Origin of the sequence: Xanthomonas sp. 3307 (assembly GCF_014199735.1) — a bacterium.
Taxonomy (GTDB): Bacteria; Pseudomonadota; Gammaproteobacteria; order Xanthomonadales; family Xanthomonadaceae; genus Xanthomonas_A; species Xanthomonas_A rydalmerensis.
The window spans coordinates 236861-249403 of the sequence record NZ_JACHOG010000001.1 but is presented as its reverse complement, the minus strand read 5'-3'; the positions used below and the strand labels follow the sequence as shown (position 1 = coordinate 249403).

Sequence of the window (12543 nt, the reverse complement as noted above, 5' to 3'; positions counted from 1 at the left end):
GATTCCCAGGGCAAAACGCGACGGCTACCGGCGTTCCAGACCTTTCGGCGGGAGACTGCCGCCGCACTGCGGCATGGATCTGCGCGCCGTGTGCCGACCCCACGTTGTGGTGTGACGGGGTCGTGAATTTGGATACGAACGGCGTCGCGGCTTGCGTTACGCTCGACGCCGATCCCACTTGGAACCCGTCGATTGAAGCGCCTGTGCCGTTGGTGCTGCCTGTTGCTGTGCCTGGGGATGGTCGGGTCGGCGCTGGGGCAGGAACTGTTGTTGCAACGGCTGGCCGCCGACCCTCCGGCGCCGGAGGTGGTGGCGGGGCGCCACGATGCCGCGTTCGCCGATGCCGGCCATGGCGCGACCCTGTACGAGCGCAGCAAGCAGCCCACCTGGTGGCGCATCCGCGCCGATCGCGCGATCGGCAGCGCGGGCCAACCGCAGCTGGTGCTGCAGTCGCCGTACCTGACCCGGGTCGAGGCCTGGGTGCCGGGACGCACCGCGCCGACCCGGCACGCGATCTACGGTGCCGACGCCGACCTGCGCTACTCGACCCGCGCCCTGGTGATCGCCTTGCCGCAGGGACTGCCGCGCGGCGCCTCGATCTGGCTGCGGGTGCATGCGCCGGCGGCGATGCCGATGCCGGTGGGCATCGTGCCGCTGGCGCAGGTGCAGCGCGAGGACCTGCACTACGTCGGCTGGCGCGCCTTCATCCTCGGCTCGACCGCGGTGCTGGCGATCCTGGCGATCGCGTTGTGGGCGCGCCTGCGCGAACCGATCTACGGGTACTTCACCGCCAACGTGATGTGCGTGCTGCTGTACCTGCTCGGCCTCGGCGGCGAGGCGCGCGCGGTGCCCGGCCTGGCCAGCGTGTTCGCGTCCTCGCCGACGCCGATGCGCATCGTCGCCGCGCTCGGCGGCTTCTTCATCATCACCTTCCAGCGCCGGCAACTGGAGATGCACCGGCAACTGCCGCGGCTGGACCGGGTGCTGCGGCTGTGCGCGCTGTTCCTGCTCGGCATCGCCATGGCCTGCCTGGTGTCGGATTCGGTGGTGCTGAGTCTGCTGGGCAATGTCGGGCTGATCGTCGGCGCGGCCCTGCTGCTGCCGTGCTGCCTGCTGCTGGCCCTGCGCGGGCAACGCTACGCCTGGCCGCTGCTGGCCTCGTGGACGCCGCTGTGGATGCTGTGCGTGCTGCGCTGCCTGGAACTGACCGGTTGGCTGCACCTGGATCTGGCTGCGCCGCTGCTGGCGCACGGCATCAGCCTGGCGCTGGCGATCTCCTGCCTGCTGGTCACCTTCGGCCTGGCCGAGCAGATGCTGGAGCTGCGTCGCGATCGCGACCGCGTCAGCCGCATGGCGACGGTGGACGAACTCACCGGCATGCTCACCCGCGCCGCGCTGCAGCAGCGCCTGGCCGAGGCGCTGCAGGACGCCGCGCGCAGCGAGCGGCCGTTGGCGCTGGCCTACATCGACATCGACCACTTCAAGCGCATCAACGACATCCACGGCCACGCCGGCGGCGACGCCTGCCTGCGCTGGGTCGCCGCGTGCGCGCGTGCGCGCCTGCGCAGCACCGACACGCTCGGCCGCCAGGGCGGCGACGAGATGCTGCTGTTGATGCCCGGCGCCACGCTGGAGGCCGCGCGGCGCGTGGCCGAGGACATCCGCCAGCACGTCGCCGCGCAGCCGCTGCCGCGCGAAGGCCAGGCGCTGTCATGCACGCTGAGCGTCGGCGTGGCGCAATGGCAGCACGGCGAGAGCGTCGCGGCGCTGCTGCAGCGCGCCGATGCCGCGCTGTACGCCAGCAAGGCCGCCGGCCGCAACCGCGTCAGCGTGTCCCCCACCCACCGCGTTACCCACCAGGAGCCCCAGCCATGACTGCCCAGCCCGCTTTGCCCGCGTTCGCTCCCGATCAGTTGCAGGTCGGCGACATCCTGTTGCAACTGGGCTGCGGCCCGGTGTCCGAACTGATCGCCTGGTGCGGCGACAGCATCTACAGCCATGCCGCGATCGTCGCCGACCAGGGCGATCTGATCGAGGCGGCGGCCAGCGGCGTGCGCCGCTATGCGCTGTCGCAGCGGCTGACCGACACCACCAACTACCTCGTCATCGACGCCTACCGGCCACTCAGCTACGCCGGCCTGGCGCTGGACGACGCCGACCGCGCCAGCGTGCTGGCCAAGGCGCAATCGCTGCTGGGCGTTCCGTATCCGCTGGACAGCCTGGCCACGCTGGGCGTGCTGGTCGCCATCCGCGGCAAGTGGCCGCAGCACTGGCTGGCGCGGATCGTGGTGCGCGAGGCGCTGGACCACCTGGTCCGCGACAACCCCTCGCACATGGTGTGCAGCGAGGTGGTGTACCGCGCGCTGGCCGAATGCGACGCGACACCGCCGGGCCGGCTGGCACCGCAGATCGTGCTCAGCGGGCCCACCCACATGCCGTTCCCGGACCTGGACTGGAAGGCGCTATGGGAGGAAGTGTGGCAACTGCTGCATCCGCACCGGCAGCAGGTCCTGGGCGACGTGGCGCAGCGCCTGGCGGCGGTAGAGGGCGCACCGGCCAGCCTGGCCGCCTCGGCGCTGACCACGGTCACGGACGAGGATCTGCTGAACGGTGCCAACGCGGTCCGCGCCGGGCTGGGCCTGCCGCCGCTGCCGCCGGTCACCGACCAGGTGGAAGACAACGGCAGTCTGCTGCGGGAAGCCGGCGAAGAGGCGCCGGGAACGCCGTTGCCGCATCCCAATCCCAAGCTGGTGATGCCGCTGGACCTGGCCAACAGCCCATCGCATGTCGTGCTGGGGCGCCTGCTGCAGGCGACCACACCGGCGTAGCGGCAAGGCTCCAAGCCAGCGCATTGCGCGAGGCTGCGCGCGCGCCCATCCGCCCCTGCGGGGGACCTTTCCCACAAAAGGCGGCCGTGGTCCGGACGGGAGAAAGAGGGCCGTGGTCCCAGCGGGAGAAGGAACGGCAGCAAGCCCCTCTCCCACCGGGAGAGGGGTTGGGGTGAGGGTACGGCCTCGCGCGACACCGCCCGTCCCGCTCCCGCGGCCATTCGAACAAGCCGGCGCGCCTATCCGCTGCCGCTTGCGTTCCTGCGCCGAGACCCGCCGCCCAACTGCTGCGCGACGCGGATGCCGCGCAGCGTTCCGATGTGGGAGCGACTTCAGGACGACATCCCTAGCAACGCGTCGCGGCTCGGCGCGATCTATCGTCGCGATTGTAGGAGCGGCTTCAGCCGCGACGGGCGTTACCGGGAGTGCCCGTCGCGGCTGAAGCCGCTCCTACAAAATGAACATGCCGCTGTACGTCACTGCACCTGATGAACGCGCCGCCGCGCGCCAGTGAACCTGATACATCAGCGCTTCAAGGCTGCTTCGTGCGCTCCAGCACCAGCAACGGGTCGATGCGCACATCGAACCGCGCCAAGCGAAGGCGTCGGATGCGCAAAGGAGGAACGCGCCGCCGCGCGCCAGCGCAACTGACGCGCCCGCGCTTCAGGGCTGTTTCGTGCGCTCCAGCACCAGCAACGGGTCGATGCGCACATCGAACCGCGCCAAGCGAAGGCGTCGGATGCGCAGATGAGGAACGCGCCGCCGCGCGCCAGCGCAACTGACGCGCCTGCGCTTTAGGGTTGCTTCGTCCGCTCCAACACCAGCAATGGGTCGATCCGTACGTCGAACCAATTCATCCCCCAATGCAGATGCGGCCCGGTCGCACGGCCCGTGGCGCCGACGGCGCCGATGACCTGGCCCTGGGCGATGCGGTCGCCGACTTTCACGTCGATCCGCGACAGGTGCAGGAAGTTGGAGCTGACGCCATAGCCGTGATCCAGCAGCACGGTGCCGCCGGTCAGGTACAGGTCGGGAGCAGCGAAGGTGACGACGCCGGCCGCCGGGGCCTTGACCGGAGTGCCGGTGGGCACGGCGATGTCCATGCCGGAATGCCCGGCGCCAGGCTGGCCGTTGTAGACCCGGGCATTGCCGAAGCGGCCGCTGATGCGGCCCTGTACCGGCCAGATGAAGGGCGCGGCGAAATCGGTGCGCGGGTCGTCGCGGTCGCGCGCGGCGGTGACCTGGGCCTGTTCGCGCTTGATCCGCTCGGCGATCGCCGGCGGCGGATTCACCGTCTTCGGCGGCACCCCGTTGACCTGTTCCAGCGGCCAGTCGCGCGGCGTCACCGCAATCTCGACGGTTTCGCTGCCGCCGTCCGGGCGCTGCACGGCGATGCGCAGCGGACCGCGCTCGTCGCGGCCGATGCCGAACACCACGCTGCCGTAGTCGCTGACACGCAGGGTGCGTCCGGCGTACTGCACGCGGCTGCCGGGCGCCACCTTGCCGATCACCAGTGCGCCCTGCGAGGCGCTGCGCGGGAACACGCTGCGCGCCTCGGCGCCGGCCGCGGCCGGCGTCTGCGCGTGCAGCGCCGGGGCGAGCGGTGCGGTCAGCAGGACCAGCGCCAGTGCGGCGCCGGACACCAGGGCGACGCGCATCAGCGGTCGAACGCCAGGCGCTGCCCGTTGGGGCTGCCGACCAGGCGGGTACCGTCCCAGGCCAGCACGCCGTTGACCCAGGTCGCGGCGATCTTGGAGCGGAAGCTGCGGCCTTCGAACGGCGACCAACCGCACTTGGACAGCACGTCCTCGCGGCGCACGGTGAACGTGGTGTCGTCGATCAGCACCAGGTCGGCGTGGTAGCCCTCGCGCAGGAAGCCGCGCTCGTGCACGTCGAACAGCAGCGCCGGCGCGTGCGCGAACTTGTGCACCACCTGGGCCACGCTGAGCCGGCCCTCGTGGACCAGCTCCAGCGCCGCGACCAGCGCGTACTGCACCAGCGGCAGGCCCGACGGCGCTTGCGCATACGGCTTGCTCTTCTCTTCCCAGGTATGCGGCGCGTGGTCGGTGGCGAGCACGTCGATCACGTCCTCGGCGATCGCGCGGATCAGCGCTTCGCGGTCGCTGGCGTCCTTGATCGCCGGGTTGCACTTGATCAGGTTGCCGAGCGTGGCGTAGTCGGCGCGGTCGAAGCGCAGGAAGTGGATGCAGGTTTCGGCGGTGATGCGCTTGCCCTGGATCGGGCCGGGCGTGAACAGCGCCAGCTCGTCGGCGGTGGAGATATGCAGCACGTGCAGGCGGGTGCCGTGCTTCTTCGCCAGCGACACCGCCAACTGCGAGGACTTCAGGCAGGCTTCGCGCGAGCGGATGTCCGGGTGCATGTCCGGGGTCAGCGCCTCGCCATATTTTTCCTTGAACGCGGCCAGGGTCGCGTCGATGGTCGGGGTGTCTTCGCAATGGGTGATGATCGGCGTCGGCGCGTCGCGGAAGATCGCGTCCAGGGTCTGCGGGTTGTCGACCAGCATGTTGCCGGTGGAGGCGCCCATGAACACCTTGATGCCGGGCGCGGTCTTCGGGTCCAGGGTCTGGATCGCGGCCAGGTTGTCGTTGCTGGCGCCCAGGTAGAAGCCGTAGTTGCCCCAGGCGCGGCCGTGCGCGGCGTCGTACTTGGCCTGCAGCGCGGCGGCGTCGAGCGTGGGCGGATTGGTGTTGGGCATGTCCATGAAGCTGGTCAGGCCGCCAGCCACCGCCGCGGCCGATTCGCTGGCGATGTCGCCCTTGTGGGTCAGGCCGGGTTCGCGGAAGTGCACCTGGTCGTCGATCATGCCGGGCAGCAGCCAGCGTCCGGCGGCGTCGACCACGGTCTCGCCCTCGCGCGCGGCCAGCTGCGGGGCGATCGCGGCGATGCGGCCGTCGGCGATGCGCAGGTCGCCCTGGGTTTCGCGGCCTTCGTTGACCAGGCGCGCGTTGACGATCAGTGTGGAAACGGACATCAGTGTTTTCCTTGGCAGCGGCAGGGTGGCGGCGCCGTGGGGTCGGGCACCGGGTCGAACCCGCCAGGATGGAAGGGGTGGCAGCGGCCGACGCGGCGGGCGGCCATCCAGCCGCCGCGCAATGCGCCGAAACGGGCGATGGCGGTCACCGCATACGCCGAGCAACTGGGCACGAAACGGCAGCGCGGCCCCAGCAGCGGGCTGATGAAGCGCTGGTACAGGCGCAGCAAGGCGATGAGAGCGCGGGCGATCACGCCACCATGATATGCCACTGTGCTCGACTAGGCGGGTCGCTCGGCGTATACGCCGCGTTGTTGCCGCGGGGGGTAGGGTAGGCTATAAAGGCCCGCTTTCCCGGGCCCCGGGAAGACCAAGGAAGAGCGTTCGTGGCTGCTAAAAAACCTGCAAAGAAGGCCGTCCAGGCCGCCAAGAAGCCTGCCAAGCCCGTCGCCAAGAAAGCGACGGTGTCCGCCGCCAGCAAACCGCTGAAGAAAGCCGCGCCTGCGAAGTCGGCAGCCAAGGCCGCGCCGGCCAAATCGGCCAGCAAGGCTGTGGCCAAGAAGCCGGCGGCCAAGCCCGTGGCGGCGGCGTCGGCCAAGTCCGCTCCTGCCAAGAAGGCCCCGGCCAAGAAGGCGCCCGCCAAGCCAGTCGCACCGGCCAAGGTCGCGACCAAGCCTGTGCCCGCCGCCAAGCCGGCAGCGAAGACGCCCGCGGCCAAGCCTGGCGCCAAGGTCGCCAAGTCTGCGGCCGCTCCTGCCAAATCCAAACCGGCCACCGCTTCCGTCGCACCTGCGGTGACCACCTCCGTACCGAAGTCGGCCTCCAAGCCGGCTGCGGCCAAGCCTGTCCCGGTCAAGCCCGCCGCGGCCGCTGCAGCACCGGCTCCCAAGCCCGTTGCCGCCAAGCCCGCCGCGTCGTCGACCCCGCCACAAAAGAATCCCGTGTCCGTTTCGAAATCCTCCGCGAAAACCCCCACCAAGTCCGAATCCACCCCGAAGGCCCCGGTCGCCAAGCCCACCGGCAAGGTCGCGGTGGCCGTGACCGCCAAGTCCAACACCCCGGCCAAGCCGGCCAAGTACAAGGTGGTCGAGTACAAGACCGACGAGGCCACCGGCCGTCCGATCCTGCCCAAGGGCTACAAGCCGGCGGCGGACGAGGAGTACATGAGCGCGCTGCAGCAGGAGTACTTCCGCCAGCGTCTGCTCACCTGGCGCGCCGACCTGGTCGAGGAATCCAAGCAGACCATCGAGAACCTGCGCGACGAAGTCCGCGACATCGGCGACGAAGCCGAGCGCGCCACTCGCGAGACCGAGAACTCGCTGGAACTGCGGACCCGCGACCGCTACCGCAAGCTGATCGGCAAGATCGACAGCACGCTCAAGCGTCTGGACGCCGGCGACTACGGCTACTGCGTGGACACCGGCGAAGAGATCGGCCTGGAGCGCCTGGAAGCGCGCCTGACCGCCGAGCGCACCATCGACGCGCAGGAGCGTTGGGAGCACCTGCAGAAGCAGCAGGGCGACTGAGTCCTCACCGTCTTCATGCGTCAAGGCAAGGCCCCGCTCGCGCGGGGCTTTGCGTTTTACGGCACCGCCGGTCCAGGCGTTGCACGAACCGGCTCGTGCCGCATGCCCCGGACGCGATGCCGCCGCGGGAAGCCGGTACTCGCAGGGTCGGCGCGCGATGCTCGGCCCTGGGCCAATCCTGCTGCCGGGGCCACCTGCGGCTGCGTGGATGCTGCGTCGAGGCGGCCATACCTCAGCATGAGCGGCGGCGCCCTTCAGCGCACCCCGTTGACCAGCCCGCTTTGCGTGTCCTTGCTCAGTTGCAAGCCGGGCAGGGCGAAGCTGTCCAGGTCCTGCTTGGTGGCTGCGATGTCCAGCCCGACGAGAGCCGAGGTGTCCGGATCGACCTCCAGGCCCAGCGGCATCGCTGCGAACTGCACGTAGTCGCGGCTGGCGTTCCATTGCGGCTGGCCGCCGATCGCCTGCAGCACGCGATCGACGTGCGTGCCGACCGGCTGGCCGAGCAGATCGAACGGCAATGGCACGCCGGGGGTGGCGGAGGCGATCACGTTGACGACCCGGTCGTGGCGAAAGCGCACCGCCAGCTGGCTGTAGGCGAGGGCGGCGGCTGGCCGCGGTTGCTGCGCCAGCTGCGCATCGAATCCGCGCGGATACAGATACACCACACTGAGCGTGTCCGGATGCGCCGTATCGCGGCGGGTGATGTCCGGCTGGCCCAGCGCGGCCAGGACCTGTTGCCTGCGCATGCCGAGCGCGAGCGGGCCGAGACGTGTGCATGAGGGGGGCAGGGTGGCGGCGCTGCTGGTGCCTGCAAAAACCTGATGCAGCGCGTGCGTGCAGGCCGCCGCATCGCTGCCGGCGGCATGGGCCCGCGAGAAGGCTAGACCGAGAGCGAGCAGGCCGCACAGCGAAAGAAACCGGGGTGCCATGAGAATCTCCGTAACGGGTCATGTGTGGCGAAGACGGGAGCGCTCCCGTCCCCGCCACAGGGTGAGTTGGTTGCCGTGCCAGCCTTCGCGGTGCCCGTAGGCGGTGATGAACGCGTCGCGCTGGTCGCTGCTCAATGAGCCCCATTGAGCGGACGGGTTCAGGCCCGAATGGGTGGTGATGGTGGTGATCATCACGGAGATTGCATTCTCGCCACCGCGTGCTGCGCCGAGGTCGTAAGCACCTACGCGGCGGTTACATCCGTCGCGTCGTCGTTGCTCCCTCGCTGGAGCACACCAAGGTCAGTTCCTGGCGACGTACCGTCCAATGCGACGGCGAGTCGATCGTCCCGGTCGCACGGACGTGATAGGCGGGACAGTCCGCATCTTCCTCCGGGTTGTTCTTGATGTCGCAGTTGCCTTCGATCAGGAAGGACTTGGCGCCATCGGCGCCGGTGCGTGCAAATTTCAGTGCAGGGCAGTCCCCGAATAGCCTCGATAGCACGATGTCGTTCTTCAGCACATAGGCGATCGCCTGTTCGCCGCCTGCGGGGGAAGGGGCTTGCTTCGCCTGCAAGGATCCTGGCACGGCAATGGCGAACGCCAAGGCCATGCCGATACTCGGTAACAAGAAGGGCTTCATGCGCAGAGCTCCGATAGGCGGTTGTGTGTCGGGCTGGCTGCGCCGGCCCGGGAGAGGATGGGAGGGAGTGCCTGCAGCGACATCACAACGGCGGCGATGTCGAGTGCGACGCAGGTCCAGGCCTGGGTCGAAAACGGAGTTGCCAGTCGCACCGTCCCCAGCCGCCTGGCTACGGGCGTCCACTGCCTCGTCCCGGGAAAGCGAACGCTCCATTCGGTTGATTCCATCCGTGTTTCATATGGGCCTGCGTTCGACGCGCACCATTTCGAAAAGTGGTTTGAGCTTTATCGCTGAAGATAATCTCCAGTGCTTCTTTCGTCTTCCTTTCCTTTTTGTTTTCTGTCTTTTCTGCAAAGTGCGCTCTCATGGTGGCGATGAAAAGCGCCGATCCAGACTGGAGCCGTTGTGGCTTTCGCTCAAGTTGCGGTTTCTTCGGCGCCGGTCGAAGGCTTTAAATGTGCCTGTCATGGCGGTGTCGCATAATTAGGTGCGTGGTATGTCGCCATGTCATCTCTGACAATCCATGTCGTTGCTTGAAAATTGTTTCCATGTCGTATCCAGGGTTGCATCGATAATGGAGGGCTGCCCTTGAGTCGCAATGCCCAATTGGCCGGCCTAGACATGCGCAGACGTCGTCGTTGGCGTTTGCCGATCTTGATCGCCTTGTTATTGCTGGCGGTCATTGCGCTGGGGCCGCGGGTCAGTGTGGCCCTGCCGCAGGTGGCGGCGCCGGCGGTACCGCAGGATCCGCTGGCGCTGCAGGCATGGATCGACGCGCGTGAGCGCGCCACGCCCGGGGTGCGGGCGGACAACCAGGCGCGCATCGTCTGGGCCGATCCGGCGCATCCGGGGCGACGTGCCTGCGCCATGGTCTATCTGCATGGCTTCACCGCAAGCCAGGGCGAGGGCGCACCCACGCATGTGCGGCTGGCGCGCAGCTTCGGCTGCAATCTGTATCTGCCGCGCCTGCCCGGGCATGGGCTGGTCGCGGCCGATGCGCTGCGCGGCGTCGATGCCGGACGCTTGCTCGCCGGCGCCGCCGAGGCGCTGGCGGTGACCCGGGTATTGGGCGACCGCGTGGTGGTGATCGGCAATTCGATGGGCGGTGCGCTGGCGCTGCAGGCGGTGGCGGCGAATCCACGTCAGGTGCAGGCGCTGGTGTTGTGGTCGCCGCTGGTGCGCGAGTACGGCGATCAGTTGCAGCCGATGTTGTGGCCGTGGGGCGCGCAGTTGCTGGCGTGGACGCACAACGGCGGCGATCCGATCCTGCGCTATCCGGTCGACAGCGCCTACTGGGCCGATGCCACCCACCTGGACGGCTATCGCGCGCTGGCCGCGCTGACCCGCGGCGGCATGCAGCCGGCGACCTATGCGCGCATCCATGTGCCGGTGTTCCTCGGCTACTACTACCGCGATCCGCAGCACCAGGACCGCACGGTATCGGTGGCGGCACTGCAGGCGATGTTCAAGGAGCTGGGGACACCACCGGCCTTGCGCCAGGCGGTGGATTTCCCCGGGGCGGACAATCACGTGCTGGCCTCGCCGATCCGCTCGCGCGCGGTGCCGGCGGTGTTCGCCGCTACCTGCCGGTTCCTGGCGGGGCGGGGCGGTCTGCCTCAGCCGGCCGGCGTGCCGGATTGCGCGCATGCCTGGGCCGACGACGAGGCGCAGGCGCATGCCGTGGCGGCCGCGCACTGAGCGCGGTCGTTGCAGCGAGCCGAAAGAGGTTGGGCGGAGTGCAGGCAGCAATACCGCCGTGCGCGAAGCGCGGCTAGGCGGAGCCGTCACTGCGCCCGCTTGGCGACCACTTAGGTACGCCGTCCGCCGAGCCTATTGCAGATCGCGCAGATCCAGATTGCGCAGCTTGGGCGCTTTCCACGCGGTGACACCGACCACGCCCAGGGTCACGCAGCCGCCCAGCACCACCGCCGGCACCAAGTGGATCAGCCGCGCCATCACGCCGTCGTAGAACGCGCCCAGTTCGTTCGACGAGCCGATGAAGATGCCGTTGATCGAGGACACGCGGCCGCGCATCGCGTCCGGCGTGGCCAGCTGCAGGATGGTCGAGCGCACGATCACCGAGACGCCGTCGCACATGCCGTAGGCCAGCAGGATCGCCGCCGACAGCCAGAAATGGCGCGACAGGCCGAAGGCGATGGTGCACAGGCCGAAGCCGGCCACTGCCAGCAGCAGTACGCGTCCGGCATTGCGCTGCAGCGGGTGCCGCGCCAGCCACACGCCCACCAGGATCGAGCCCAGTGCCGGTGCGCCGCGCAGGATGCCCAGGCCCTCGGGGCCGTAGTGCAGGATGTCGTGGATGAAGGCCGGCAGCATCGAGACCGCGCCGCCGAGCAGCACCGAGAACATGTCCAGGGCCATCGCGCCGAGCATGATCTGGTTGGAGAACACGAACTGCGCGCCTTCGGCGATGCTGCGGAAGATCGGTGCGCGCGGGCCTTCGTGCACCGGCTCGGCGACGCGCAGCAGCCACAGCGCGGCCAGCGCCGCGGTGGAGGCGCCGATGGCGGTGCCGTAGGCCAGGCTCTTGCCGCCCCAGCCGACCAGCAGGCCGCCCAACGCCGGGCCGATCACCATGCCGGCCTGGAACGCGACGCTGCCGACGCTGGCGCCGCGCGCATAGGCCTCGCGGGGCAGGACGCGGGCGAACAGGGCGTTGTACACGGGCGACAGGAACGCGCGCGCGGCGCCGGTCAGCGCGATCGCCGCATAGATCGGCCACACCCCCTGCGCGGACAGCCAGCCGCGGCTCACCGCCAGCAGCACCGCGGCGGTGGCGATCAGGCCGACGCTGGCGAGCATGCCGAGGTAGCGTCGCGGCAGGTGGTCGACCAGGTAGCCGGCGAACGGGGCGATGCAGAAGAACGGCAGGATCTCGGCCAGCCCGATCAGGCCCAGCGAGAACGGATCGCGGGTGATCTCGTAGATGTGCCAGCCGACCGTGACCGCGACGATCTGGTAGGACAGCATCGCCAGGATGCGGTAGGCCAGCACCAGGGCGAAGCCAGGGTGCGCCAGCAGCGTGCGCAGGGTCTGCGGGGTGGGCAGGGGCGCGCTCATGCCTGCTGGGCGCGCGCAGTGTCCTGGATGAAGGCCAGCAGCGCGGCCAGGCCGTTGCTGCGGGTCGGCGACAGATGCTTGCCCAAACCGATGGCGGCGACGAAATCCGGCGCGGTGGCGAGGATGTCCGCGGCGCTGCGTCCGGAGTAGACCCGTAGTGCCAGGTAGATCAGCCCGGAGACGATCGCCGAGTCGCTGATCGCATGGAACACCAGGCGCTCGGCATTGCCCTCGGGCACGATCCACACCATCGACTGGCAGCCGTGCAGGCGATGCTCCTCGGTCTTCCAGTGCTCGGGGAAGGCAGGCAGCTTGCGTCCCAGGTCGATCAGGTACTGGTAGCGCTCGGACCAGTCGCCGAAGAAGCCGAATTCCTCGGCGATGGCGGCCTGGGCCTCGGCGGGCGTGGGTTCGAGCGGGAAGTCGGTGTCGGTCATAGCAATCCAGAATCAAGCGATGTAAAGCCCCTCTCCCTCCGGGAGAGGGGTTGGGGTGAGGGTAGGGGCGCAGCCTCGTGCATTGTCTATGCGAGTCGCTTCGCGCCGTACCC

General features: G+C 69.2%; 12 protein-coding genes. 4 read left to right on the top strand and 8 right to left on the bottom strand.

The genetic code is table 11. The features are described 5' to 3' along the window. Window positions 1-192 precede the first annotated feature (192 nt). Together GGR64_RS01110 and GGR64_RS01105 are read left to right on the top strand one after the other, a co-directional pair. The gene (locus tag GGR64_RS01110) at window positions 193-1875 is read left to right on the top strand and encodes a diguanylate cyclase (RefSeq protein WP_160970311.1); all 1683 of its coding nucleotides are present in this window, start codon (window positions 193-195) and stop codon (window positions 1873-1875) included. Continuing rightward, window positions 1872-2828 (top strand): hypothetical protein, encoded by a 957-nt coding sequence (locus GGR64_RS01105; protein ID WP_260302488.1) that lies wholly within the window; start codon window positions 1872-1874, stop codon window positions 2826-2828. Before GGR64_RS01110 ends, GGR64_RS01105 begins: the two co-directional genes overlap by 4 nt. 794 nt (window positions 2829-3622) lie before the next feature. Here the strand turns inward: GGR64_RS01105 and GGR64_RS01100 are convergent. From GGR64_RS01100 to yidD, 3 genes are read right to left on the bottom strand one after another with little or no spacing between them, the layout of a single operon-like run. Further along, a complete protein-coding gene (locus tag GGR64_RS01100; RefSeq protein ID WP_160970316.1) occupies window positions 3623-4486 on the bottom strand; it encodes a M23 family metallopeptidase in 864 nt (287 codons plus the stop codon). Continuing rightward, a complete protein-coding gene (locus tag GGR64_RS01095; RefSeq protein ID WP_184643429.1) occupies window positions 4486-5820 on the bottom strand; it encodes a dihydroorotase in 1335 nt (444 codons plus the stop codon). The genes GGR64_RS01100 and GGR64_RS01095 overlap by 1 nt, the downstream gene beginning before the upstream one ends. Then, complete coding sequence (gene yidD, locus GGR64_RS01090; protein WP_106407029.1) at window positions 5820-6092, bottom strand: membrane protein insertion efficiency factor YidD; 273 nt, start codon at window positions 6090-6092, stop codon at window positions 5820-5822. Before yidD ends, GGR64_RS01095 begins: the two co-directional genes overlap by 1 nt. A 114-nt stretch (window positions 6093-6206) precedes the next feature. Between yidD and dksA the strand changes: the two genes are divergently transcribed. Then, window positions 6207-7346, top strand: a complete 1140-nt coding sequence (gene dksA, locus GGR64_RS01085) for an RNA polymerase-binding protein DksA (protein ID WP_184643427.1) — start codon at window positions 6207-6209, stop codon at window positions 7344-7346. Window positions 7347-7600: 254 nt separating this feature from the next. On the opposite strand, the gene bamE is transcribed toward dksA, so the two are convergent. From bamE to GGR64_RS01070, 3 genes are all read right to left on the bottom strand, one after another. Further along, window positions 7601-8275 (bottom strand): outer membrane protein assembly factor BamE, encoded by a 675-nt coding sequence (gene bamE, locus GGR64_RS01080; RefSeq protein ID WP_184643425.1) that lies wholly within the window; start codon window positions 8273-8275, stop codon window positions 7601-7603. A gap of 18 nt (window positions 8276-8293) precedes the next feature. Then, window positions 8294-8467, bottom strand: a complete 174-nt coding sequence (locus tag GGR64_RS01075) for a hypothetical protein (protein WP_260302484.1) — start codon at window positions 8465-8467, stop codon at window positions 8294-8296. Window positions 8468-8528: 61 nt separating this feature from the next. Then, a complete protein-coding gene (locus GGR64_RS01070) occupies window positions 8529-8915 on the bottom strand; it encodes a hypothetical protein (RefSeq protein ID WP_184643423.1) in 387 nt (128 codons plus the stop codon). 621 nt (window positions 8916-9536) lie between these two features. On the opposite strand from GGR64_RS01070, the gene GGR64_RS01065 reads away from it, so the two are divergent. Further along, window positions 9537-10613: an alpha/beta hydrolase gene (locus tag GGR64_RS01065; RefSeq protein ID WP_184643421.1), complete on the top strand. Its 1077-nt coding sequence runs from the start codon at window positions 9537-9539 to the stop codon at window positions 10611-10613. Between the two features lie 132 nt (window positions 10614-10745). On the opposite strand, the gene GGR64_RS01060 is transcribed toward GGR64_RS01065, so the two are convergent. Both GGR64_RS01060 and GGR64_RS01055 read right to left on the bottom strand, forming a co-directional pair. Beyond that, window positions 10746-11993, bottom strand: coding sequence for an MFS transporter (locus GGR64_RS01060; protein WP_184643419.1), 1248 nt, complete (start codon window positions 11991-11993; stop codon window positions 10746-10748). Then, a complete protein-coding gene (locus GGR64_RS01055; RefSeq protein ID WP_160970330.1) occupies window positions 11990-12430 on the bottom strand; it encodes a SufE family protein in 441 nt (146 codons plus the stop codon). Before GGR64_RS01055 ends, GGR64_RS01060 begins: the two co-directional genes overlap by 4 nt. Window positions 12431-12543: the final 113 nt, after the last annotated feature.

Excerpts from the sequence above, each read along its gene's own strand:
- GGR64_RS01105 (WP_260302488.1), top strand. The coding sequence starts at position 1,872 with ATGACTGCCCAGCCCGCTTTGCCCGCGTTCGCTCCCGATCAGTTGCAG.
- GGR64_RS01070 (WP_184643423.1), bottom strand. The coding sequence starts at position 8,915 with ATGAAGCCCTTCTTGTTACCGAGTATCGGCATGGCCTTGGCGTTCGCC.
- GGR64_RS01055 (WP_160970330.1), bottom strand. The coding sequence starts at position 12,430 with ATGACCGACACCGACTTCCCGCTCGAACCCACGCCCGCCGAGGCCCAG.
- GGR64_RS01095 (WP_184643429.1), bottom strand. The coding sequence starts at position 5,820 with ATGTCCGTTTCCACACTGATCGTCAACGCGCGCCTGGTCAACGAAGGC.
- bamE (WP_184643425.1), bottom strand. The coding sequence starts at position 8,275 with ATGGCACCCCGGTTTCTTTCGCTGTGCGGCCTGCTCGCTCTCGGTCTA.
- GGR64_RS01100 (WP_160970316.1), bottom strand. The coding sequence starts at position 4,486 with ATGCGCGTCGCCCTGGTGTCCGGCGCCGCACTGGCGCTGGTCCTGCTG.
- GGR64_RS01065 (WP_184643421.1), top strand. The coding sequence starts at position 9,537 with ATGCGCAGACGTCGTCGTTGGCGTTTGCCGATCTTGATCGCCTTGTTA.
- GGR64_RS01075 (WP_260302484.1), bottom strand. The coding sequence starts at position 8,467 with ATGATCACCACCATCACCACCCATTCGGGCCTGAACCCGTCCGCTCAA.
- GGR64_RS01060 (WP_184643419.1), bottom strand. The coding sequence starts at position 11,993 with ATGAGCGCGCCCCTGCCCACCCCGCAGACCCTGCGCACGCTGCTGGCG.